Here is a 23,236-nt window from a genome sequence, read left to right on the forward strand (position 1 = left end):
AAATAGTTATAAGAAGATGGCAAAGTTTGATAAAATAGCTGTGCTGAACAAAATTGGTTCAACCGGCATGGTTCCTGTATTTTACCATAAAGATGCAGAAGTTGCAAAAAAAGTAGTGAAAGCTTGTTACGAAGGTGGTGTTCGTGCATTTGAATTTACCAATCGTGGCGACTTTGCTCATGAAGTATTTGCAGAAGTTGTGAAGTTTGCAGCAAAAGAATGTCCTGAGATGGCAATGGGTGTGGGTTCTATTGTAGATCCTGCAACGGCTGCCCTTTATTTGCAATTGGGTGCTAACTTTGTTGTAGGTCCGTTGTTCAATCCTGAAATCGCTAAGATTTGCAACCGTCGTCTGGTGGCTTACACTCCGGGATGCGGAAGTGTGTCGGAAGTTGGCTTTGCACAAGAAGCAGGCTGCGATCTCTGCAAGATATTCCCGGGTGATGTTCTCGGTGCAAAACTTGTAAAAGGTTTGCTGGCTCCGATGCCTTGGTCTAAGTTGATGGTGACCGGTGGAGTAGAACCTACTCAGGAAAACTTGACTTCCTGGATTAAAGCAGGTGTATTCTGCGTAGGTATGGGCTCAAAACTCTTCCCGAACGATAAAGTTGCTGCAGAAGATTGGGCTTATGTTACTGAAAAATGTAAAGAAGCGCTGGCTTATATAGCAGAAGCAAGAAAATAAGATATTTCATTTTGTTTAAAGGTGTTTAAAGGGGACAACCATTGGAGTTGGCAGATTGTTGCTACTCCAATGGTTTGTTTTTTTATAATATACACTATTTCTTGTGGAGTATTTATAGTAAGCCCGGAAAACTTGTATATCCTGTTCTTTTTGTTTTTATAAAACTTGTATATATTATTAAGTTTTATTCCTTAAAAACTTGTACATCTTATTATTTAATTTTATATTTGTAGCCAAATAAGCGTTTATTGAATTATATTATTAATATATATAGGTATGAAACAACGAAAGATGAAACAGATTGTGTTCCTGTCCCTTATGTCAATGCTTCTACTGGGTAGCTGCACGGATAGAGATGTGTATCAGGGAGGAGGAGAGGAGACCGGTAAGAATACCCCTCTCAAGCCTTCGGAAGTTTTTGACTTCAGCATGATGCAGCAGGTAAAAGTAAATGTGGACTACGGGTTTGCAGGTGATTATTATATCACTTTTGACCTTTATAGTCAAGACCCTATGAAGGAAGAAAATGATTCATGGATAAAAGATGAATCACTGTCCCCTGTTTACTCGGCTCCTACTGACAAGAAAGGACGATATTCAGGTACGGTTGAAATTCCTTCAGACATTACGGAAGTATGGCTCTACACTGATTATTTAGGTGCTATTTCACCGGTTAAGTTGACTATTTCTAATGGTGAGATAAACTATAATCAGAGTGCATACATTGCATCGCTGCAAACTAAGACAAGGGGTACAACAACTGGTGGCCATAATTATTTGGATGATTGGATGCTTATGCCTAGTGTAGACTGGGATGGATACGGTATGCCCAATAATATGGAGGCTGCCTTGAGTGCGCCACCGGCAGAAATCTTATATAGTATTCGGAGTACATATAGTAATATCAGTGGAAAAAAAATTAAAGATTTACATCCTGAATGGCTCAATAATAATACTACTTCTGAAATTAAAATAATCAAAGATACAGAGCTGAGCCTTGTTTTTGTTGCAAGTAGTGCCAGTTTTAACAATACAGTAGGGTATTTCACTTATAAATCAGGGACTGTTCCTACTCCGGAAACAGTTCAAAAAGTGCTTGCATTCCCCAATGCTTCTCCAATTTCTAAAGTTTCTGATGGAGAGCGTACAGGATCGTTGCTGTGTGGACATGAGGTGAAACTTAAATATTGGAACGAAGATGAGCAGAAATTTGAGGATAAGTTCCCTGCTGGTGTTACTGTAGGATGGTCTTTGCAGGCAAATGCATTCAAGTCTGGTGATATTTTGAAAGGTATTGGAATTCGTTATTCATATAGTACTATGAATAATGATAATTCACAGCGTGTAGTAGCTTTACGTGATGGAGATACGGATCAGATTGTAGCTATCGGCTTTGAGGATAATGTAGATTTTGATTATTGTGATGCTACCTTCTATCTGAAGATTGCAGAAGCAAATGCTATTGATCCGGGTGGTCCGGAATTGCCTCCGGTAGATCCTCCCAGCAATGTCACTACTACCTATAAGGGAACTTTAGCTTACGAAGACCAATGGCCGGCACAAAAAGATTATGATATGAATGATGTGATGATGACTTATCAATCTACTCTTTACCGGAATGTTGTAAGTAGTAAAATTTACAAAATTGTAGACGAGTTTACTCCTATTCATAATGGTGGTATATATACTTGTGGCTTTGGATATCAGCTCCATAATCTTACACCGGACAGAGTAAGAAGTATCGAAGTTTCGGGTCCTGACGGTTGGAAAATAGAGACGGCTCAATCGCATCCTACTGTAATCCTGTTTGATAATATGAAAAGCGTTTTAAATCAGAAGTTCACCGTAACCATTGAATTGGCAGATGTTGATTTGAGTCAGGTGACACCTCCTTACAATCCTTTCATATTCGTTAATGGTAGAAGCAGGGAAGTGCATCTGGTAAATTACGCACCTACGGATAAAGCTGATAAGTCATTCTTTAATACGAGTGATGATATGTCAAATATCGATGAGGGAATCTATTATATCACTCGCTATGGAGAAGAAGTAGATATTATGCCGTTTGCCATTAATCTTCCTATTCTCGACTTTAGTATTCCTACAGAAGGTGTGAAGATATATGATACCTATCCTGATTTTATTGGTTGGGTAAAATCAAAGGGAACCACGAATAAGAATTGGTATAAGAATAAGAAGTAAATAACAACTTCTTTGAGTAAAAAGAGTTTTATCTATGTTTTGCCATAGATAAAACTCTTTTTTTTATACTTTTGTCTAGTCAATGATGAATAACAGAAAAAAACGCTATTGTATGAAACAGCAAGCACTATTGTCTATTTTGTTTTGTGGCGGAATAATAGGAGGATTTATCTCCTGTAATCATTCCTCATCACTTCAGAGCCGGAAAGAGGCGTTAGGTAAATTTATTTTTCAAGATACCCAGCTTTCTGAGCCTGCAGGACAATCATGTGCAACTTGCCATACGGCTGATAAAGGTTTCGCTGACCGTGATTCCCGCATTGTATCCGAAGGTGCTGTTCGCGGCCTCTACTCCCAGCGTAATTCTATGACTATTTGCTACTCTATGTACGTTCCTTCGCTCTATTTTGATGAGGAAGAGGAGACTTATGTAGGTGGACTCTTTTGGGATGGACGTTCCCCATCATTGCAGCACCAGGCAGGCGAACCATTCCTTAATCCGGTAGAGATGGGAAACCCTGATAAGAGTTCCGTTGTAGAAAAGATACGCCATGCGTCGTATTACCCTGAATTAGTGCGTATCTATGGTGAAACGTCCGATGTAGACTCCCTCTATACGTATATTACAGATGCACTTTCTGTTTACCAGCAATCTGATGAAGTGAATCCTTTCTCTTCCAAATACGACGCCTGGGAAAAAGGGAAATATGCTTTCACTGAAGCGGAACTACGCGGCATGGATCTCTTTAAAAATAGAGGAATGTGCGCTGAGTGCCATATTCTGGATAAAGATGAGCGTGCCGGGCGTGTTCTTTTTACCGATCATACCTATGACAATCTTGGCATTCCGCATAATCCAGAAAACCCGCATCTTCGTGTGCCGATCGACTATTTTCTTCTTACTCCGGATAGCCTTGACCTGGGGTTAGGTCCCATTGTGGGCAAAGAAGAAGAAAATGGCAAATTCCGCGTCCCTACTTTACGCAATATTGCCTTGACCGCTCCTTATGGGCATAATGGTTATTTCAAAACTCTTGAAGAGATTGTTCACTTCTATAATGTACGTGATGTGAGCGATGAATTTCCTCCTGCCGAGTGTCCTGTCACAGTCAATCGTGACGAGTTGGGAAACCTTGGTTTGAGTCCTGAGGAAGAAGCCGACCTCGTAGCATTCATGAAAACGTTAACAGATGATTATGAGAGTATTCGAAAGTGATTATAACCGTAAACAAAGTTAGATAAGTTTAAAAATATGTTATAAAACACGTGTTTTTTTGTGCGACTGTTTGCGTGCACGGAATTTTTTCATACCTTTGTATCGCAGTTGGGAAACTGCTCATGATTTTGACTTTTAAATAATTTTAGTTTTTAGTTTTCAATAAAGGATTAGTTAGGGTAAAAAGATTAGTTAATAGTTTTTCATAGGCTAAAATTTGGATTAAGAAAATAGGTAATTAGGTATATAAAGGTAAAAGAGAAAGTTTGTTTTTATAGGTAATTAGAAGTTTTATTTTGGGTAAAAAGAAGATTGATTTTTAGGTAACAATGATGCAGTTTAAAAGAAAAGCCTCTATGGCTTTTCTTACAGAGGCGAGAGGTTCGTGAGAGCTTGCTCGTTTTTTTATGTTCCGAAATGAAAAATGGGACATTTTCTTTTTTTAAGAAATGATGATTATTCCGGCCATTCTTTGTATATTTGTGGCAGAATGTATCAAAAAACAACTATTATGAAAAAAGCATTATTCTCAATGGCAATGATAGGAGCTTTGACCGCTGCTTCTTGCATGGATAATGATGTGTATGACCCGAACAAGCACCCTGACAAACCTGCTCTTGACTTGTCTTTCTCATTCGCATTAAAATCTTCTAAAAGTCTTTCTCTGTCCGCTTTCAATGCTGAAGGCAACCCCGAAAAAGGTGTACTGTTTAATGTTTACCTCGAAGATCCCCGTACAGATGAAGGTATCTCTCACGTTGCAGAACCGGCATATACCGGTTACACGAATAATCAAGGCATTCTGCAAGCACAGATCACCTTGCCCGAAAATGTAAGGAAACTATATGTGTGTCCTGTAACCTTTGGCTTCGGACAAGTGCAGGCGGTAGATGTGGCGGAAAGTATGTCGCTTGCTTTCCATGCAGTGGCTTTTCCCGTATTTGCAGGGACCCGTGCAGAAACGCGGGCGGTCGATTTATCGCAAATCACCCATAAACGTATTTACGACAAGCGCTATGCTGTTTTTTCCGCCTTTGCGGCGGATGATGCCGATAGCAACGGCATTCTGATTCCCGGCAAATCTCCTTTGGTCACAAAAGAAGAACTGCCTGTCGCTTTCCTCGACCTGGTGAACTCCTGGTATCCTGAAAAGTCATTTCAGAATGAGGAAGCGCTGAATCTTTCCAGTGATCTGGTCGTTACGGATAATGCCGGTGCCGAAATCTGGGTAACCTATATCGGCGATGGTAATTTTGGTGCCGAGAATGGATATGGTTCGCTGCTTTACTATAATTATGAAGCCGGAGAACTGACTTCCAGCGCTGATTTTTATAAAGGAGAGGATGGGAATCCGGATGATGCGGGGATGCGTCTGACAATGATTTTCCCGAATGTCAATTCGGTTCAATGCGCATCCGGTATAAAAGTGCAGTTGCTCTATTGGGATAAGCATGAAGGAAAATACAGTACGGTCTTCCCGAAAGACACTCGCGTCGGTTTTGTATTCGCCCGTGCGGCATATAAAAAATTGGGTAGCGCCATTGATGATGCCGGTTCCTACTGGTTTGCGCAACCGGTGAATGCACCTATAACCAACCATAATTATCCGAAGTACGAATTGTTTTACTCCACCCCCTGCCTGAATGGTAAGGGTATCAACAAGTCGAATGCCATTATACGTTCCTGCCCCGATTATGGTTGCCTCATAGCAGGTATGGACGCACGCTATTGGGATGACACTTCGGTAAAAAATGACCGCGATTATAATGATGTGCTTTTTAAGATTGTGGCCAATCCGCCGAAGGGCATCACTCCCGAAAATAACATAGATCCCGTCGAACCGGTCTCTCCGTTCGATGCCCAGCACGGTACTTTGACTTTCGAAGACCGTTGGCCTGTGAGGGGAGACTATGACTTCAATGATCTGGTGATAGATTATACCTATAAACGCATTAAGAGTGTTTCAGGCATCGACAAGGTACAGTTGTCGCTGAAACCTGTGGCACGCGGCGGAACCAAAGAGAGTGGTTTCGGCATTGAATTGCCCTTCCCGGCCCGGCTGGTAGATGGTGTATCGGGAGCAACGTTGGAAAACCCCGGTTCCGGTGAGAATGCCGTCCTGATCGTATGGAATAATACGAACAGCGTGTTTGGCGGTTCAGGAATAGTCAATACCAATAAGTCCCAAAGTTACAGGAGCGTACCGGCAACAGAAGTCACGGTCGGCCTGAACGCCCCTCTTGCTGATGCCGAAGTGAACTTCATCGGGTTCAATCCCTTCATTTTCGTCGATGGCGAGCGCGGTCATGAGATACACCTGGTAGATTATGCGCCCACTTCGAAGATGGACATCTCGCTGCTGGGCATGGAACTTGACCGTTCCGACGCTTCGAAAGGTGTATATTACCGTATGGACAACACTTATCCCTGGGCACTCGATATTCCCCGGACTTCCTCTTCCTCACCTTCCTGGCGCTATCCGGCAGAGACGGAAGATATTACGGGCGTCTATCTGAATTATGAGAAGTGGACCCAGAATAAGACGAATTATGATTGGTTCGATGCCTCTGTGACGGGCAACGTAAATAAGGATAAACTATATTAAAAACTTTAATCTTGGAACAGGTACTGCTTATACTCGATTGGATCTTATACGTATTGTTTGCGATCAACGTATTGTATTTATTGCTTTATAGTTTGGCGTCGCTTCGGCGCAAACCGGATAAACTGGTTCATGCAAAAGAACATAAACGTTTTGCCTTATTGATAGCCGCATATAGGGAAGATGCTGTCATTACGGATACGGTACTGGCTTGCCTGGCACAGGATTATCCTGCCGATAAATATGATGTCGTGGTGATTTCAGATCACATGCAGCCTTCTACAAACGATAGGCTGCGTGCGTTGCCCGTCAAGCTGCTTCAGGTGGATTTCGAGAAAAGTACGAATACGAAGTCCCTGAAGGCTGCCCTTGAATATTTGGAGCAGGATTCGTATGACGTTGCTCTGATTATTGATGCGGATAATATCATTAATTCTTCTTATCTTTCAGAAGTGAACAATGCATTTGCGGATCCGCAAGTGAAGGTGGTTCAAACGCATCGTGTTGCAAAGAATCTGAATACCAATATGGCCTATCTGGATGCCATCAGTGAGGAAATCAATAACTCTATATTCCGTTTGGGACATGTCAATTTAGGCATGTCGGCTGCATTGATAGGTTCCGGCATGGCTTTCGAGTATTCATTGTTTTATAAGGCTATGATGAGCAACACTTCGGTTGGAGGGTTTGATCGGGTTTTGGAAATGAAGCTGCTTTATCATCGCATCTTTTTTCATTATTTGCCGGATACCTATGTATTGGATGAGAAGATACAGAAAACCAAGAATTTCTATCAGCAAAGGCGACGCTGGTTGTCCGCCCAATATTATAGTTTCGGTGAGTTCGTGAATCACCTGCTTCCGGCTATTCGCGACCGGAAATGGGATTTCTGTGACAAACTTTTTCAGCAAGCCTCGTTTTCGCGGGTATTATTGTTAGGGTTCACCTTTATCTTTTCAGTGTGTCTTTCCATCTGGGCTCCGGCTTTGGCGTATAAATGGTGGGTGATATTTGGCTTATTGCTGCTTGCATTGGTCGTTGCAATACCTCGTCGTTTCTGGAAATGGCGTCTGGTGAAGGCGATATGCTTTGTTCCTTATTCATTCTTATTGATGGTTGCCAATTTGTTCCGGTTGAAGGAGGCGAATAAGAGGTTTATTCATACGGAACACGGGATAGAAGAATAAAAAAATGTAACAAGAAAATGGTAAATCAATCTTCACCAGGCTTAATTTTTATTGGAAGATTTTTAAGGCTAAGAAATAGAGAAAGAGAGGTGTCACCACCCCTCTTTCTCCACTTCAAAGCACGGACATTCCTTCGTCCACTCCATCGGTTCCACCTCCCCATTTCCATTCACATCCGGACTCAGATCTCGATGTCCCACTACCCGTGCCTCCGGATAATCCATCTTCAGCGCCCGTACCAGTACCCGCAACGAGTGTCGTTGCCATTCCGTCCGGGTATCCTTTGCCAGTCCGTGACTGTCCAGTCCACCCTCATAACAGATACCGATTGAGTGAGCATTGTACTCACGCGCGTGGGCACCGACCCTCTCGACCGTGCGTGTGGACTTGATATCACCGTTACGGCGAACGTAGAAATGATAGCCGATACCATCAAAACCACGGAGGCGGTGGGCGGTGTCCAAGTCGTGCTCGGTAAAGGGGCGGTCCTCGCGGGTGGCACTGCAATGGATGACGATTAAATCGATCTTCCTCATACGTGTTTACAAATTCATCGCGTTCGCACTAAAAGCGCCTATTATAGCCGAAGCCATCGCGATGATTACCTTCAAAATCTTGTCCCAAGTCGTTTTTTTCATAAGAGAGTTTTTTAGTGATTAGTGATAAATGATAAGCAGGCTGCGCAGCCTTTAATTTTTAATTCTTTAATTTTTAATTTCCAAAGCCTCCGGCTTTAGACCCTATCCCAGCGGATCATCCTCAATACCGCCGTCTCCGCCATCGCCACCAGTATTTCCGCCACCGGAATTGCTACCGGACGAGCTGCCGTCTTCGGACACTAATTCGAAGGTGATGTTATTGGCCCCCCCTCTGGTACTGGCATTGCTGTCGTTCACCAGACGCAAGGTGTTGGCCACCTTGAAACGGATGTTGACACGTTCGATATTTTTCACCGTACAGTCCTTGGCCACTTCGGTGGCGCGACATTTAAAGGTGGTGTGGAAAATTCCGAAACCGTCCAGGCGGACACTGTTGCCGTCGGTCATCACCTGGCGCATCTGGCGCACAATGGCTTTACCGACGTGTACCACGTCCTCGGCCGACATTCCGCCCAAGGCTTCGATGTCCTGCGCGATGCGTTCGAGGTCGAAGATCTTTGCATCTTTCGATTTACGTTTCAGGGTGAAAACCATCGGAGATGCTGCGTCTCCGATTTTCTTGTGGCGCTGTGTGCGCACTACTAAAGCGTTTGACATGTTGAGTAATGTTTAATAGTTAATAATCAATTTTTCAACGTTGATGCAACAAAGGTACAGCATGAGGCAAGGGAGGAGGGACGTTAAGGGAGGCTACAGGACGTTACAGGACGTTATGGGAGAATAAGGGACGATAGAGTCGATTTTGAAGTGCAAAAAAACGGGGAACCTTAAGGTTCCCCGAAAACATTGACGATGAGTTGTACCTGTGCAGGCGTATAGTGTCTGCTACCGCGCTTCATACCCGTGGCCAGCAAACGTTCTTCCAGTCCCGGAGCCGTGCGTATCCACTCGTTGAATTGCTTGACGGCGGTATGCTGGCACACCCCGCGAATGTAGCACATTGCCAGTTCGCCTTTCCCGTAAGTACGTATCGGGAAGTGGGCGTCAAGGTTTGAATCATCTTCTTTTTTCATGCGTTAAAGTTTAGGTTGTTTACTGCTTTAAAATATATACAAATATACTGATTATTAATCGAATAAACAACCTTGATCGGAATTGTTTTTTAACCAATTTTCATTATCGAATTTAGTGTTTACCGGTCCCGGTTTGTCACCGTCCGGTCCGTGCACGATGTCTTCCTCGCAAGGCCAGTAACGCCCGTTGATGCGGTTGTAGACAAACTTGGCATGGGTATAGCCGCTACCCAAGTGCTTGAAACGGACTTTGTCTATGTAGACGGTGACAAGTTGTTTGGCATCGTCGCGGTTCACGCAGAGACAGTAGTCGGACATATTGCCGAAGTTGGCCGAACCGTTGATGTCGTTCATCTCCACCCGGCGCAGTTCTCCGGTGGCGGTGTTGCGGTTCATCTTGCGCGGGTGTGCCACGAGGATGACCAGGCATTTATGTTGCGCGGCGAAGCGTCCCAGCTTGCCCAGCAGCGAGGTGATGTACATCAGTTCCGTCTGCCCCGGTTCCAATTGCTGGTCCAGGCGGTTCAGCGGGTCGATGACGAGGATGCGGACTCCGCGACGGTATACCAGTTGGCGGGCTTTCTCCAGGATATGGTCGATGGTACAGGTCTCGGTGCCCGGCAAGATGTGCGTCACGTTGGCTGTCAGCCAGTTCACAGCGTGGTTGTACAGCTCTTCCGTCATGCCCGGGCCGGGGCCGAATTGCAGTCCGGTCAACTTTTCAATCAGCTTGGCATGATGGTAATTGACCGGCAAGTTTTCGGGGCTGAAGTAGGCTATCTTCCACTCATGGCGCAGGCAGAGGCGCAGGACAAGTTCGTCGACGAATTCGGATTTCCCGTGTCCAGCCATTCCCGACACCACAACGTTCCGCCCGGTCTCAAAAGTGCAGTTCGCATCAAAGTTTTCCCAACCCGTATCGGCACCACGGCACAGCCCGTTTTCGAAGAGCGCACGCAGGTCTTCCCGGTAGTCCTCGGCGGTGAATACGCCTTCCAGCGGGATCTCTTCGGCTTGCGCCAGAGTGATGAGAAGACTTTGAGCGCCGTAAAGAATCAAATGTTCATTGGCGTCCTTGCATCCGGGGCCGAAGTGTACCAGGCGGCAACGCTCCGCTCCCAGGCGGCGGACGAGTTCATGGCGCAGCGCTTGTCCGGCTCCGTCCTCGTCGGCAGCGATGTAAATCACTTTCTTGGGTTCGAAGTGCGACTCCACGAACCTGTCCATCCATGTGAGGTTGCTCTGCGCACCGGCGGGCACGGAGATGACGTCTTTCCGCCCGGCAGTCATGAAGGCGCAGGCATCGAATTCGCCTTCGGTGATGATGCACTCCGGAGTGTCGGCAATGGCGTCGATATTGTATGGGATGAGTTCGGCGCCGGTCACCATTCTGAAGTGTTTCAGTGCGCTGCGGTACTTGGTGTTGATGAGTACACCATTCTCGAAGTAATTGAAGCAGAGGCAATTCTCTATCTCATTGCTACCCGGTAGTTTGATGCATTCTTCAGTGATGTGCAGTTCGGCGAGCAGGTTTTGGGCGAGACAGCGTTTTTGCGTCCAGTATTTTTCCAGTTTCTCACTCAACTTTGCTTTTGCAGGGTCGAAGGTGGGGCGGCGGAAGTGTGAGGGCAGTTGGCTGGCTTTCCGGCGTTGTTCCCGGCGTTGTTGGCGTTGGCGTTCTTCGGCATCGTCGGGCACGTAGAGTTTGTAGCCACAGTGATGGCAGTAGCATGTTCCTTCGCTCAGGTTGACGGAAAACGATTTGTCTCCTTTGTGTCCGCGGGTGTCGTTGCACTGGGGGCAGATGGTTTTGATTTTGCCGCTGTTGCGGCCTTTAGTGTCGATTCCGTACTGGTGAAAATTTCTCATTGTTCGTTGGATTGTTTTAAGTTTATACTTTTAAAAATCGTTTGCTGATGCCGCACTTCAACGCCCACGATGCCACATTTCGCGGGTGCCGGTGCCACACTTGGACGACCACGAAGTGTGGCATCGGTCTTGCTGAAGTGTGGCATTGGAGGCGTTCGGGTGTGGCGTTTACTCCGCTCAGGTGTGGCGTTTTTGGGGCTTGGGTGCGGTGTTTTGTGAGCTCCACGAATGCGTTGCCTCGTTCCAGAAAGCGGTCGCGTCCGGTCGGGGTGGGGCATCATCGGGGATGGGGCAGCCCAGATAGGTGCGCCGGCCGTTGACGAGCTGTTCGTAGCGGTGGGGGGCGGGTGGGGTAGCGGACGGCTGCCCGACATCGAGGGCAAGCAATGCTGCATGCAGGGCTTGCGAGGTGCGTTGCTCTTTGGTATAGTTGTTGAAATAATTGCGGGCTTCCTCCGGACTGTCTATGCTTTTCTCCTTTCCGTGAAGCAGCACATGGTCCTTGAATATTTCCAGTGCCTCTTTGAATCGTCTACTCAACAGGGAACTGAAGCCGCTTGTCATGCAGACTCTGTCCTTCCATTCGCTGTCTTGTGCAAGGCTGTCTATCAGTTCCCGCCAGGGACGGAAAGGCGGCATGGCATTTTGCGCAGCTTGTAATTCTCCGTCGTCGTCGCCGTTCTTTTCAACGACGAAGTCGTTGTTTCTCATCTCATCTTCTCTTCTCTGCTCTTCTCTACTCTTATCTCCTCTTACGCGCGCGAGGCCGGGTTTTCCTTCTTTGTCGTTGGAATTCTGCGAGTTATCATCGTTTTCTATCTCTTTGTTTTTATCAAGAGTTTCCTTGTTCTCTGGTAGTTCTTTATCAGTTTCTTGTGAGTTGTCCGGCAGATTCGGTGCAGTTTCCATACTGTCTTTTGCAGGTGAGTTATAGCTGATGGTTGACTCGAACTCTTCTCCTTTTATGATGAAGAGCTTGTAATTTTGGATGATTTTCCTCATGTACGCTTTTCCGAATCCTTTTCTATTCATGGTGTTCAGTTGCTGGAAAGAGAGTTTTCCGTCCGGTTGGATGTGAAGGGTTTCGATGATATACAAATACGTCCCGTATCCTCTTCCTCCTTCATGGTCAATGAGTGCGGATAACCTTTTGTCGTTCGACAGGTCGTTTGGGTGTTTAAACCATGTAAATTTTTTCATGTTTAATGAGTTGGTTAATTTTTTAGTTTTCATTCAGGAAGGATAGAAGGGCTTCATAGTGTGGGGGAAAGCTGTTCGGCAGTTGTATCGTTCTTAAATATGGTGCGAAATTACATATTATTATTGATGTATAAAAGCGTACAAATGTAGGGTTAATGAAGTACTAACAGGCTCTGTTGCAATTGTCGGGGCTTTTTTAAATTCATTATGGAGTGTAATCCCTACAGAACTGTTTTTGCGCATTTTTTTTCAAATAAAATAAATGGAGGAGCTCTTCTTACCGGTAGGTTTATGTGGTTGTGTAGCATAATCTTTTGTGTTACACAACTTTACTGGTTATTACTCGTTTGGTGTCCACCAATTTCTCTTGTGCTTCTGCGAATGTGTCCTAACATTCGTTTTTCACTGTCGGAGAGGTGCTTCTTGTCTTTGTCTGCCAACAGATAAGGAATAACTTCTGAGATAATTTCCAACTGGTCCAGTAACGGATTCTTCTTGTGTTTTGCTTCGCATTCAATGTGAAGTTCTTCTCTGCCGTCTATGCAGAGAGTTAAAGTACATTTTTGTTCATGATAAAACTATATAAAAAACGCAAAGGTAGTGTTTGCCGGTTAGAATATCTTGACTTTCAGATGTTTTTTTTGAGCAGACTACAATTTTGAAGTAATAAGTCCTCGGAGTGTACCGTGGAGAACAGATATTGCTAACCGGCATTTGCCATGAAACAGATACATTACAGCTTTCTTGGGAGCGGCGATGAGGGAGAGATAGAGGCATGACAGGATTTTCTTTCCTCCCGATATATTTCGGCGTGCATAGAGGATACGCGCGCGCGACAAGTAAAACTCTCTTAATGGGGTCCCTTTCCGGGCTGTCATACTTTCTTTGTGATATATCACGGCAGCTGGTTCGTACCATAATTGGTATCCGGCGCGGTGTATGTGGGCCGACCAGTCGAATTCTTCGTAAAACAGGAAGTAGACTTCCGTCATGGGACCTACTTGCTGCAGGACTTGACGCGATACCATCATGGCAGCACCATGCAGTGAAGCTGTTTCGCGTGCCATCCGGTAGCAGGGCTGGTCTTTTTCATTGAATCCTATGGCTGCATTGCGCAGTGTGATGGGACTGAGGGGGGTGAAGCCTGCATATTGCAACGTATCGGGTGCATGGCTGTATTTCAGCATGGGGGAGACACCGCCGTTCATCTTATCGGCTTCAAGTCGCCCCACCAGTACTTCCAGCACAGGTTCCTGTATCAGTGTGTCGTTATTGAGAAAGAAGAGGTATTCTCCTTGGGCTACTTTCAGGCCTGCGTTGTTGCCTCCGGCAAATCCGGTGTTGGTATTTTGTACAACCTTTATTTCCGGGTATCGTTTTTTTATTTCTTCACCTTCGGGAGTGCGCGAACCATTGTCTACCACTATGATTTCATAGGGATAGGTTTCATACTTGCGGAATGAATCTATCATTTCGCAGGTATCGGCAAGGCCGTTGTAATTGACGGTGATGATGGAGACGAGTGTATTCATGGTCCTTTTATCTTTCTTTTTTATCTTATGTCTACAAATATACATTTTCTCTCTTGATTTTTTCTCTCACAAATAGATATATATGCAAAAAAAATGGTTTCTTTGTAAAAGCAACAAACAAGAGGTCCATTATATGAAGAAAACCAGGATAGCTTATTGCATTCCCGCCCTTTATTATCCCAGTGGTATGGAGCGTGTTCTTACGTTGAAAGTCAATTATTTGGTTCAACACGGATATGAGATTCATATCATTCTGACAGATGGAGGGGACAAATCTCCTTATTTTCCTCTGGATCCTTCCATTGAGTTACACCAGCTGGATATCGATTTTGAAGAACCTTATCGTTACGTGTTTCCTCGTCGGGTATGGCTTTATCAGAAACGTATGCGCATACTGAAAACAAAACTGAACGAATGCCTTTGTGCAGTGAAGCCTGATATTACGGTGTCACTGTTGCGACGTGATATAAATGTTATTAACCAAATGACCGATGGCAGTGTGAAGATGGGAGAAATTCATTTTGACCGTATCCATTATCGTAACTTCAATATTTCCTGGTTGCCTTCCTGGCTTAATACCTATATTGAACGTCGCTGGATGAGATCATTAATACGTGAGTTACGTCAGTTGTCGAAGTTTGTAGTCCTGACGCACGAAGATGCTGCTTTCTGGCCCGAATTGCAGAATGTCTGCGTTATTCCTAATCCTGTATCCTTTTTTCCTGACATCGTTTCTGATTGTACTCATAAGCAAGTCATTGCTGTGGGACGCTATGTTGCGCAAAAAGGCTTTGACCGTTTAATAGATGCTTGGCGTATAGTGGCAGAAAAACATCCTGACTGGATTTTGAAAATTTATGGTGACGGACACCTGCGTGACCAGTTGCAGCAGCAAGTAGAGAAATTGAGATTGACGAATAGTTGTTTCCTTGAGCATTCTGTTTCGGACGTTGTCTCCAAGTTTTGCGAAAGTTCTTTGTCTGTGTTGAGTTCACGCTTCGAGGGTTTCGGATTGGTCATTGTAGAAGCGATGTCCTGCGGGCTTCCGGTTGTGGCTTTCACTTGCCATTGCGGGCCGCGTGATATTATTGCTGATGGGAAAGATGGGCTTTTGATTCCTGAAGGGGATATTGTAGGGCTTGCCGATGGCATCAACCATTTGATTGAAGATGAAGAATTACGCCGTGGGATGGGGCAGGAAGCACGGCGGAAAGCTGCCGAATATAAGATGGATGTTGTTGGCGCACAGTGGATTGAATTGTTTGAGTCATTACTTTCTCATCCTATGCAGGATAGAGATAATTAATATAATTTGATTATGAGTTGGTACAGTCGCTATTTGCAGGTTTATGAGAAAAGTTTCGATGAGGTGGCTTTTGCCGGAATCATTTCGGAAGTATGTTCCAATTTGAAACGGCTTCAAAGCACTACGCCTTTGGTTACAGTCTCTATTATTGCATATAATGAAGAGAAGCATTTGCTGGCTTGTTTGTGGGCGTTGAGTGAGATGAAAACCCGTTATCCCATTGAAATCATCGGGGTAAATAATGATTCCCAGGACCGCACTGCCGACATTTACAGTGCTGTTGGCTTACCATTTTATACAGAGTTGCATCATAGTTGCGGCCATGCCCGCCTTTGCGGGCTGATGAATGCGCGTGGAAAGTATCATATAAATATTGATGCAGATACACTTTATCCTCCCACTTATGTAGACGCCATGATTGAGGTTATGGAGAAGAACCCTGATGTGATGGGGGTTAGTGCAACATGGGGCTATTATCCTGATAAGCAGCATTCGCGTATCGGACTTTACCTATATACACTTTCTCGTGATTGCTATTTGTGGTTGCTGTCTTTCAAGCGTCCGGAACTTAGCGTACGCGGTTTGGTATTTGCTTATCGGACAGAAGAGGCTAGAAAGGTTGGTATTCGCACTCATATCATCCGCGGTGAAGATGGAGCTTTGGCATTCGGCCTTCGTGAATATGGGCGTCTTGCTTTTCTTAGAAATTCTAAAGTGCGTGCTGTAACAGGATATGGGACAGTAGGTGGGGGCTCCTTGTCAAGGAGCTTTTGGAAGCGGGTGTTGCAAGCATTTACGAAGATAAAGCATGTGTTTACAACAGCTAAGGAATATAAGGATGAAGAGTCGAATTTGATAAAGAAGTGATTTTTTCTCTCTTTATTTTTTATCTTTTCAATAATGGTATATCTTTGTATGAAGAATATTTATTGATTTAGATAAAAAAATGATAATAAATAAGCAGGAGTCTGAAGCACTTAACATCACCCGGTTTGTGATGAGTATCTTTATCGTGTTTTTTCACGCTTATACATCGGTGCAAATATATGATTATTGGAAAGACCTTCCTGTGTATAGAGGTGTTGCACGTTTTTTCTCATTGCAAATTGGTGAGATGGGAGTACCCGTGTTTTTTCTAATATCAGGCTATCTTTTCTTTGGCAAATATCAGCAGACGTGGATGTGTTATAAGAGTAAAATGCAGAAACGTTTTTACTCATTATTCGTACCATATATATTTTGGAATGCTTTTATTATTGCCGCTTATTATGTGGCTGAATCCATTCCGACTATACAAACTTTGTTTAATGAGGGTGGAAAGTTAGTACATGATTTTGATTTACATGATTTCCTGTTTGCTTTTTGGTCACATAAAGGGGGAAATCCTATTCTTACTCAGATGTGGTTTGTCCGTGACCTCCTTCTTCTCGTTATATGTGCGCCTATCATATATCTTTTGGCGCGTTATGCCAAATTTGTAGCTATATTCTGTTTTGGATTAATATGGTTCGTAAAATGGGAAGTTCCGAATTGGGAGAGTGGTCTTCTTTTTTTCTTCATAGGTGCTTGTTTTAGTATATATGGCAAAAGTATAACAGAAGAGGTGCGAAAGATAGCGCCATTTCTTTTTATTCTCACCCCATTATTATTGCTGGCAGACTTTTTATTGAGTGGAACTACCACTGGTTTTTATGTGCATCGTACACTGATTTTTGTAGGAGTATTTTTTATTATTGCTTTAGTAACAGTACTGATAGAGAAAAAGAAAATACATGATATTGTATTTCTGACTTCTGGCAGTTTTTTTCTTTACATCATTCACGATCCTATGATTCGTTTTGTTCGTAAGTTTACTCTTCGCTGGATAGATCACACCAGTGAATTTCAGGCGATAGCTATATATTTTGCAGCAGTAGCAATTGATGTTGCTGTTGCTTATTTCGTCTTTTGGTGTTTACGAAAATGTGCGCCCGGTTTCTTAAAATGGTCGACGGGAGGACGATGAAATGTAGTTGTTTTTACTTATTGAAGATATTTTAGTAATACATTGATTTCTCTTTGATAGGATAACTGTTTTACATCATAATCCTGATATATATCTATATTGATAGCACCATTTACAATTAGAGAAAGAAGGCGATTCAAATCTGTACTATCTTCTTGTTTTATGAAGGAACCATATTTTTCTTGTTCGATTAAATCAGCTGCACCTCCTACATTTGTGCTGATAATGTAGTTCTTGAAACGTTTGGCTTCATTCAGGACAATTCCGTAGCTCTCCCAGCGTGAAGTGCATACAAAAACTTTAGCCCGATTGTACCATTCCCATAAATCTTTTTTGCTGTTTACTTTTCCTATAAAGATGATTTGTTCCTTCTTTTCGGGATGTTTTTGGTAGAAATGTTCTATGGCTTGATGAAATTTTTCTTCTATAGGACCTATTAAAATAAATTTCCATGCCTTCAGTTCTATGCATTCCAATGCATCCAGAATCATTTCGGTGTTCTTTTGATGACTACCCAAACGCCCTACAGTAATTATCAAATTTTCTTTTTGTTGAAATTCCCGCTCTGAAATCCCGGATGTGGCAAATTCTTCTTCATCAAAAGCATTAGGCATCAGGACTAGTTTTTGCCTCATTGGTTTACTGAATACGCTATTGTTACATAGGAAATTATAAGCTTGGGAGGTCTCACATGACAATACATCTACGTTTTTTAGGCAATTTGTGTACAATATCTTTCGTAAAGTTTTTCCTAAAAAAGTATGTCTTGTCAAATCCCATTCCTGACCGGAACTTGTATCCAGTTTAACGTAAACTTGTCCATGTTTGTTTAATAGTTTATAGAGTAGAATATTGATTAATGTTTCCAGTTTCCAATGAAAACACATCAATAAATCAATGTGTGAAGCATTCTGAAACAAGTATTTTATGTAAATAGGGATTCTTAGGTATGGATTATGTCCTAATGGCTTCTTGGTAAATGTCAGTCCTTTCTTTGATAGAGTAGGGATGAGCTCGGCTACCTTCTCGGAGTAGCCACAACAGATTTCTGTTTGATAGCCCAAGGCCTGTCCTAAATAGTAGGGTACCAATACTACATCTTTCCCGAACTCTAACGAGTTAAGTTTTCTCCAAAGAAGTGTTAGTCTCTTTTTCATGAGTTTTAGTTTTTAAGCCAGAAAACAAGCCAATTTTTTAACTTGACGTATTGGGATAGATGTAAACGTTGGAAGCGACAGTAAGTTTCTATTTTCTCAAGTGTTTTCATTTTATGACCCAACCAAATGACTGAATTTAATGTCTTTCTTAAATACAAGTCAATAATAGCACTCCATTCAACATGTTGCTGCGTCCAACTACGTATTTGTGTACAAACTAAAGTATATCCCTCGATATTGTGCATACTAAAACTTGCCGCCATAGTCGAACTATTTCGTACTCTGCGTTTAAAAAATGGTTGCGGTATGTAGCCGACTCGATGAGCATTCAGCATGATTTGTACCACAAAAATAGTATCTTCATGAATTATTCCGGAAGGGAATCCTCCGAAATATTGCTTGAGGAAAGAATGCTTCGTAAAGCATAGCCAGGGAACAACGTAGAATATCTCATGTTCTAATTCATAGTGCATTAGTTCTATTCCATCCCAAATTTTTTGTTCATCTATTTTTCCTTTCCTGCAATAATTGAAAGTTCCTGATGAAGTGGAAGTCTCATGTATGGTTTTTGCGTCGAAAGTAACAAAGTCAAGTTCTTTTCTTTCGCACATTTCGTAACATTGTCTTAGGGCATCTATATCCAGAATATCATCACTATCCATGAAATAGATATATTGACCGGTAGCCAGTTGTAAACCATTGTTGCGCGCTACCCCTTGTCTCTGGTTGGGTTGGATAAGATATTTTATTCTATTATCTTTTCTGGCATATTTTTCAATAATATATTGACTATTGTCTGTGGAACCATCATTGATGAGGATTATTTCCAAATCTTTCAGCGTCTGGTTGCAGATACTGTCTAAAGCACTATGTAAATAGGTGGCTGTATTATAAACAGGTATAATAACAGAAACCTTGATAGACGGGTTGATATCAGAACAATTATTCATCATTATATGGTTTTGATGCCGGACAAATGTAATAAATCTAATTAGATTTTTTTCTATTTCACCGGATAAATATCTTGTATTCCGGTCGTCATTCTGCTCTAAAAGTCTTATCTTTACCTGAAAGATAACAATCAATCTTTATTTTATTAGTGAATAGTTTTTTTGAATTATGATTTATATTCGATTAAGTGGTCGTTTTGGTAACTATTTGTTTCAAATAGCTGTTGGTGCTTCCCTTGCAAAGAGGTATGGTACGGATTTTAAGGTGGTAGTGGCTCCTGATACAGAAGCAATAACTACTATCAGTGATGAATCAATGTGGAAGTATGTTTCTTCTTTTAAAGAGAATATTTTTCGTGAAATAGAATTTGTGCGTGAGGCGCCAGCTGATATTCCTTTATATAGTTGGCGTGATTTCCCATACAAGCCAATTCCTTATAAAGGCAAAGATTTGTTGATTGACGGATATTTTCAGTCTTATAAATATGTTGATACAGATTTGTTGCGACAATTGTATGCTATGCCTGAAGAAATAGGAAATAATTTGAAGCAAAAGTATAGAGATGTTTTGAAGCGATCTTTTACTTGCATTCATGTACGTCGGGGAGATTATCTCAAGTTACCTCATCGTTTTAGTATCTGTTCATTGGCCTATTTTAGGAAAGCTATTGAACAAATTGGAGAAAATTCACTTTTTGTAATAATCAGTGATGATTTGAAATGGTGCAAGAAGCACTTCAAAGGACAGAATTATGTGTTTGCAGATAAAGGGAATTCTATGTTGGAGGATTTCTATTTGCAAAGCTTGGCTGCAAATAATATAATTAGCAACAGTTCTTTTAGCTGGTGGGGAGCTTGGTTGAATATGAATCCAGATAAAAAAGTGTTTTATCCGAGCCCGTGGTTCGGACCGCACTATTCTCATTATGATACATCCGATTTATGTCCGAATTCCTGGATTCCTTTACCTAACCGAACTCCGCTTCGTTATCAGTTAAAATCGATATGGATACGACTGGCAATGAAAGTAAGGCATCGATTAGAAAAAAGTAAGAGGTGATTAACGTTTGCGAAAACACTTTTTGACTTTATTTATGATGTCATATTCTTTACGCCATTGTATATAACTTCCCCATAAGAGTAATGTCAGAAAGCTTTTTATGCAAAGACTTATTAATATATTCCAATTGATCGAATAGAAGGAGATGATATACAGTAGCCCTCCTATGAACAGTGTAATAAATAAGGGGGAGATGAGTTGGCTGTACAAATGTAATATACTGCGATGGAACTGATAATGATAGAGTTGCCAATAGCACTGTATGAAACTCAATATGTAAGATATCAACATGCTATAGGCAAAAGCTTCCAAAGTACGGAAAAATAGAATACATATTAGGAATCCGGTACAGGTGACAAAGGCTGTAAAGATGCCGCAGATGAAAAGTCCGCGTGTATCGTTACTGCTTTGGAAGAATGAACCGGACGATGACATTACAATTTGCAGTCCAACGCTCAGTGAAAGTATTTGAAAAGCAGGTATGGAAGGTTCCCATTGGGGGCCGAATACGAACAGCATCAGTTCGCGTCCACAGAAGAAGAGGAGGATGCCTAAGGGGAAACCGATAAAAGCCAGAAGTCGCACCATTCGTTCGTTAATAGTAGCCAGTCTTTTTTCTTCTTTTTGGTAATCACTTAGAATAGGGTGTAGTACAGGAGTGATGACATAGGTAATATTTTGTATGGGCAGGGACATCAGACGATAGGATTTTTCATAATAGCCAAGTGGTGCCATACCTATGTATTTTCCAATCAGCATCTTGTCTAAATTACGAATGAAGTAACTCATTACGCTAAAGAGAAATTGATACATGGAATATGCCCATATTTTTTTGAGACTGTCTATGCCCCATGTCCATAGGAGTTTTTGGGGATATTTTCTTAGGGAAATGAAATAAATCAATGCACTAGACAAAATGGGTTGGATAAGTAGTGTATAGAGCCCGGCTCCCATTAAAGCAGCTACAATAGCAAGAGCACCTACTAATATTTGAATAATAAAAGTCCGCCATGCGATAAACTTGAAGTCTTTATCTTTGAAAAATAAAGTATTAGGTACGGTTCCGGCTGATGCAAAGAACAAATTCACCGATAGAAGCTGACAGATAGGAAGAAGACGGTTATCTTGATAGTAGTTGGCGATAAAGCCTGTCGATGAAAAGAATAATGCGCTCAGTATGATTCCTATCCATACTGTAAACATATAGATTCTGTTTATGTCTAACGATGTCAATTCCTTATTTTGAACAATAGCGGAAGAAATTCCTATATTGGTGAAGATACTGAAGAAGTTGATAAAGACAGTAGCAATAGCAACAGTACCAAAATCGTCGGGACACAATAGGCGTGCCAGGATAGCCATTACAACCAATGATATGACCAAGCCTGAATATTTAGCTATTGCCGTATAGAATACTCCAGAGAGCATCTGCTGTTTAATATTTGCCATGATTAGTCCTGTTTTTAGGAATGAACTTATATGCTATCATACACTTTTTTCATTTGTTCCTTCCATGAGAGATTTCGAATCGAATCTCTGATTTCTTGTGGAGGAGTCGTTTGCTTTTTGCAAAATGCTATTACCTTTGAAATTTCGATTGGAGTTTCATCGGCTGGTGCTTTCAGTATATAAGGCATTTTTTCAAAATCATCGTCTGTTTCTGAATAAATGAATCCGAAACCTCGTGCTGCATATTCCCGGTTTTTCAATGTCTTAATATTTTGTATACCACTGCGGTGACGGGCCAGACTACCGACTGCAAAATCAGCTTTTTCAAAAAGTACATCTAATTCTTTTCCATGTTTTGCACCATGAAGAATCACGTAGGGAGATAGCCCGTATGTGTGAATTGGCATTTCTATTTCTTGTCGTTCTCTCTCACCTGAAAGATTGCCTACAATGTGAAAATATACTTTATAAGTAGGATTTTGTGTATAATACTCTTTTAATCCGTTTATTATACGGTCGAAGCCATGCCAAAAGTGGATTTCGGCAACGCCTATTAAATGTAGCTCATTCTCCATTGTATGTATCTGCTGACGTAAGGGGATGGAGCTGAAATCAATCCCATTGGAAATGCGGATGGTACGCTGTCCGAAAATCACGGTATCATTGGAAAAGGTCACTATGGCATTTAATTGTTTACATAAGTCATGACGGAATATCTTGTCTATACACAAGTTTAACTTTTGGTCAATAAACTCTTGATCATAAGGATAGGTTGGTATTTCCAATACAACTTTGGCTCCTAATTTTTTAATAGCCTTTACAAGGTGTATCGTGAATGGATTGGCATTATGGTAATAACGGATATATACTAATGAAATCTGTTTTTCTCGGATATAGCGGATGATAGGAGCGAATGATATTCTTTTTTTTATTTTTGCAATAATACCTTTTCCCAGATTTACCAAGATATTATTATCAACCATCCACTGCCTTTCCCCGTTTTCACAAACTTCATAGTAGCAGGTATGTACATCTAAGCCACATTGCTTAAACGCATCTACTTGATACCTAATTTTCTTACTGATACCGTTGTACTCTTGGAAACCATAAAATATAAGAAATAATGCTTGCATAAATTGGAAGG

General features: G+C 42.2%; 20 protein-coding genes. 9 read left to right on the forward strand and 11 right to left on the reverse strand.

The window, feature by feature from the left end:
• The first annotated feature begins 16 nt into the window (after nt 1-16).
• The 5 genes from BWI44_RS14100 (at nt 17) to BWI44_RS14120 (ending at nt 7,892) form a co-directional block, all read left to right on the forward strand.
• Nucleotides 17-685, forward strand: coding sequence for a bifunctional 4-hydroxy-2-oxoglutarate aldolase/2-dehydro-3-deoxy-phosphogluconate aldolase (locus BWI44_RS14100; RefSeq protein ID WP_009127171.1), 669 nt, complete (start codon nt 17-19; stop codon nt 683-685).
• 276 nt (nt 686-961) lie between these two features.
• Nucleotides 962-2,887: an LruC domain-containing protein gene (locus BWI44_RS14105; RefSeq protein WP_286814646.1), complete on the forward strand. Its 1,926-nt coding sequence runs from the start codon at nt 962-964 to the stop codon at nt 2,885-2,887.
• Nucleotides 2,888-2,999: 112 nt separating this feature from the next.
• Entirely contained in the window at nt 3,000-4,103 is a 1,104-nt protein-coding gene (locus tag BWI44_RS14110) for a cytochrome-c peroxidase (protein WP_286814650.1), read from the forward strand.
• A 511-nt stretch (nt 4,104-4,614) separates the two neighbouring features.
• The gene (locus tag BWI44_RS14115; protein WP_286814652.1) at nt 4,615-6,708 is read left to right on the forward strand and encodes an LruC domain-containing protein; all 2,094 of its coding nucleotides are present in this window, start codon (nt 4,615-4,617) and stop codon (nt 6,706-6,708) included.
• A gap of 11 nt (nt 6,709-6,719) precedes the next feature.
• A complete protein-coding gene (locus BWI44_RS14120; RefSeq protein WP_286814657.1) occupies nt 6,720-7,892 on the forward strand; it encodes a glycosyltransferase family 2 protein in 1,173 nt (390 codons plus the stop codon).
• Between the two features lie 92 nt (nt 7,893-7,984).
• Here BWI44_RS14120 and BWI44_RS14125 read toward each other — a convergent pair whose 3' ends face one another.
• The 7 genes from BWI44_RS14125 to BWI44_RS14155 all read right to left on the reverse strand — a co-directional run bounded on the left by BWI44_RS14125 (nt 7,985) and on the right by BWI44_RS14155 (nt 14,165).
• Nucleotides 7,985-8,428, reverse strand: a complete 444-nt coding sequence (locus BWI44_RS14125) for an N-acetylmuramoyl-L-alanine amidase (protein WP_286814667.1) — start codon at nt 8,426-8,428, stop codon at nt 7,985-7,987.
• Nucleotides 8,429-8,434: 6 nt separating this feature from the next.
• Nucleotides 8,435-8,530, reverse strand: a complete 96-nt coding sequence (locus BWI44_RS14130) for a smalltalk protein (protein ID WP_286814671.1) — start codon at nt 8,528-8,530, stop codon at nt 8,435-8,437.
• A gap of 102 nt (nt 8,531-8,632) precedes the next feature.
• Complete coding sequence (locus BWI44_RS14135) at nt 8,633-9,148, reverse strand: HU family DNA-binding protein (RefSeq protein ID WP_118423551.1); 516 nt, start codon at nt 9,146-9,148, stop codon at nt 8,633-8,635.
• 170 nt (nt 9,149-9,318) lie between these two features.
• Nucleotides 9,319-9,564, reverse strand: coding sequence for a DUF4248 domain-containing protein (locus BWI44_RS14140; protein WP_007662292.1), 246 nt, complete (start codon nt 9,562-9,564; stop codon nt 9,319-9,321).
• A gap of 54 nt (nt 9,565-9,618) precedes the next feature.
• Entirely contained in the window at nt 9,619-11,433 is a 1,815-nt protein-coding gene (locus BWI44_RS14145; RefSeq protein WP_286814675.1) for a bifunctional DNA primase/helicase, read from the reverse strand.
• A 177-nt stretch (nt 11,434-11,610) separates the two neighbouring features.
• On the reverse strand, nt 11,611-12,633 hold the full coding sequence (locus BWI44_RS14150) for a DUF7833 domain-containing protein (protein ID WP_286814676.1): 1,023 nt from the start codon (nt 12,631-12,633) through the stop codon (nt 11,611-11,613).
• A gap of 650 nt (nt 12,634-13,283) precedes the next feature.
• Nucleotides 13,284-14,165 (reverse strand): glycosyltransferase family 2 protein, encoded by an 882-nt coding sequence (locus tag BWI44_RS14155; RefSeq protein ID WP_286814679.1) that lies wholly within the window; start codon nt 14,163-14,165, stop codon nt 13,284-13,286.
• Between the two features lie 133 nt (nt 14,166-14,298).
• On the opposite strand from BWI44_RS14155, the gene BWI44_RS14160 reads away from it, so the two are divergent.
• The 3 genes from BWI44_RS14160 (at nt 14,299) to BWI44_RS14170 (ending at nt 17,476) form a co-directional block, all read left to right on the forward strand.
• Nucleotides 14,299-15,471, forward strand: a complete 1,173-nt coding sequence (locus tag BWI44_RS14160; RefSeq protein ID WP_286814681.1) for a glycosyltransferase family 4 protein — start codon at nt 14,299-14,301, stop codon at nt 15,469-15,471.
• Between the two features lie 12 nt (nt 15,472-15,483).
• Nucleotides 15,484-16,338, forward strand: coding sequence for a glycosyltransferase family 2 protein (locus BWI44_RS14165; protein ID WP_117692992.1), 855 nt, complete (start codon nt 15,484-15,486; stop codon nt 16,336-16,338).
• A 79-nt stretch (nt 16,339-16,417) separates the two neighbouring features.
• Complete coding sequence (locus BWI44_RS14170) at nt 16,418-17,476, forward strand: acyltransferase family protein (protein ID WP_007662306.1); 1,059 nt, start codon at nt 16,418-16,420, stop codon at nt 17,474-17,476.
• Nucleotides 17,477-17,493: 17 nt separating this feature from the next.
• Here BWI44_RS14170 and BWI44_RS14175 read toward each other — a convergent pair whose 3' ends face one another.
• Both BWI44_RS14175 and BWI44_RS14180 read right to left on the reverse strand, forming a co-directional pair.
• Entirely contained in the window at nt 17,494-18,633 is a 1,140-nt protein-coding gene (locus BWI44_RS14175) for a glycosyltransferase family 4 protein (protein WP_007662307.1), read from the reverse strand.
• A 5-nt stretch (nt 18,634-18,638) separates the two neighbouring features.
• Nucleotides 18,639-19,586, reverse strand: a complete 948-nt coding sequence (locus BWI44_RS14180; RefSeq protein ID WP_117693012.1) for a glycosyltransferase — start codon at nt 19,584-19,586, stop codon at nt 18,639-18,641.
• Nucleotides 19,587-19,752: 166 nt separating this feature from the next.
• On the opposite strand from BWI44_RS14180, the gene BWI44_RS14185 reads away from it, so the two are divergent.
• Nucleotides 19,753-20,643: an alpha-1,2-fucosyltransferase gene (locus tag BWI44_RS14185; protein WP_286814689.1), complete on the forward strand. Its 891-nt coding sequence runs from the start codon at nt 19,753-19,755 to the stop codon at nt 20,641-20,643.
• On the opposite strand, the gene BWI44_RS14190 is transcribed toward BWI44_RS14185, so the two are convergent.
• Both BWI44_RS14190 and BWI44_RS14195 read right to left on the reverse strand, forming a co-directional pair.
• Nucleotides 20,644-22,092, reverse strand: a complete 1,449-nt coding sequence (locus BWI44_RS14190; RefSeq protein ID WP_286814691.1) for a lipopolysaccharide biosynthesis protein — start codon at nt 22,090-22,092, stop codon at nt 20,644-20,646.
• 26 nt (nt 22,093-22,118) lie between these two features.
• The gene (locus tag BWI44_RS14195; RefSeq protein WP_007662311.1) at nt 22,119-23,225 is read right to left on the reverse strand and encodes a glycosyltransferase family protein; all 1,107 of its coding nucleotides are present in this window, start codon (nt 23,223-23,225) and stop codon (nt 22,119-22,121) included.
• Nucleotides 23,226-23,236: the final 11 nt, after the last annotated feature.

It is taken from the genome of Bacteroides sp. Phil13, from assembly GCF_001940965.1.
Taxonomy (GTDB): Bacteria; Bacteroidota; Bacteroidia; order Bacteroidales; family Bacteroidaceae; genus Bacteroides; species Bacteroides intestinalis.

Bases quoted from the DNA above. Each gene is read 5' to 3' on its own strand.
- BWI44_RS14100 (WP_009127171.1), top strand. From the start codon at position 17: ATGGCAAAGTTTGATAAAATAGCTGTGCTGAACAAAATTGGTTCAACC.
- BWI44_RS14105 (WP_286814646.1), top strand. From the start codon at position 962: ATGAAACAACGAAAGATGAAACAGATTGTGTTCCTGTCCCTTATGTCA.
- BWI44_RS14110 (WP_286814650.1), top strand. From the start codon at position 3,000: ATGAAACAGCAAGCACTATTGTCTATTTTGTTTTGTGGCGGAATAATA.
- BWI44_RS14115 (WP_286814652.1), top strand. From the start codon at position 4,615: ATGAAAAAAGCATTATTCTCAATGGCAATGATAGGAGCTTTGACCGCT.
- BWI44_RS14125 (WP_286814667.1), bottom strand. From the start codon at position 8,428: ATGAGGAAGATCGATTTAATCGTCATCCATTGCAGTGCCACCCGCGAG.
- BWI44_RS14130 (WP_286814671.1), bottom strand. From the start codon at position 8,530: ATGAAAAAAACGACTTGGGACAAGATTTTGAAGGTAATCATCGCGATG.
- BWI44_RS14135 (WP_118423551.1), bottom strand. From the start codon at position 9,148: ATGTCAAACGCTTTAGTAGTGCGCACACAGCGCCACAAGAAAATCGGA.
- BWI44_RS14140 (WP_007662292.1), bottom strand. From the start codon at position 9,564: ATGAAAAAAGAAGATGATTCAAACCTTGACGCCCACTTCCCGATACGT.
- BWI44_RS14145 (WP_286814675.1), bottom strand. From the start codon at position 11,433: ATGAGAAATTTTCACCAGTACGGAATCGACACTAAAGGCCGCAACAGC.
- BWI44_RS14150 (WP_286814676.1), bottom strand. From the start codon at position 12,633: ATGAAAAAATTTACATGGTTTAAACACCCAAACGACCTGTCGAACGAC.
- BWI44_RS14155 (WP_286814679.1), bottom strand. From the start codon at position 14,165: ATGAATACACTCGTCTCCATCATCACCGTCAATTACAACGGCCTTGCC.
- BWI44_RS14160 (WP_286814681.1), top strand. From the start codon at position 14,299: ATGAAGAAAACCAGGATAGCTTATTGCATTCCCGCCCTTTATTATCCC.
- BWI44_RS14165 (WP_117692992.1), top strand. From the start codon at position 15,484: ATGAGTTGGTACAGTCGCTATTTGCAGGTTTATGAGAAAAGTTTCGAT.
- BWI44_RS14170 (WP_007662306.1), top strand. From the start codon at position 16,418: ATGATAATAAATAAGCAGGAGTCTGAAGCACTTAACATCACCCGGTTT.
- BWI44_RS14175 (WP_007662307.1), bottom strand. From the start codon at position 18,633: ATGAAAAAGAGACTAACACTTCTTTGGAGAAAACTTAACTCGTTAGAG.
- BWI44_RS14180 (WP_117693012.1), bottom strand. From the start codon at position 19,586: ATGATGAATAATTGTTCTGATATCAACCCGTCTATCAAGGTTTCTGTT.
- BWI44_RS14185 (WP_286814689.1), top strand. From the start codon at position 19,753: ATGATTTATATTCGATTAAGTGGTCGTTTTGGTAACTATTTGTTTCAA.
- BWI44_RS14190 (WP_286814691.1), bottom strand. From the start codon at position 22,092: ATGGCAAATATTAAACAGCAGATGCTCTCTGGAGTATTCTATACGGCA.
- BWI44_RS14195 (WP_007662311.1), bottom strand. From the start codon at position 23,225: ATGCAAGCATTATTTCTTATATTTTATGGTTTCCAAGAGTACAACGGT.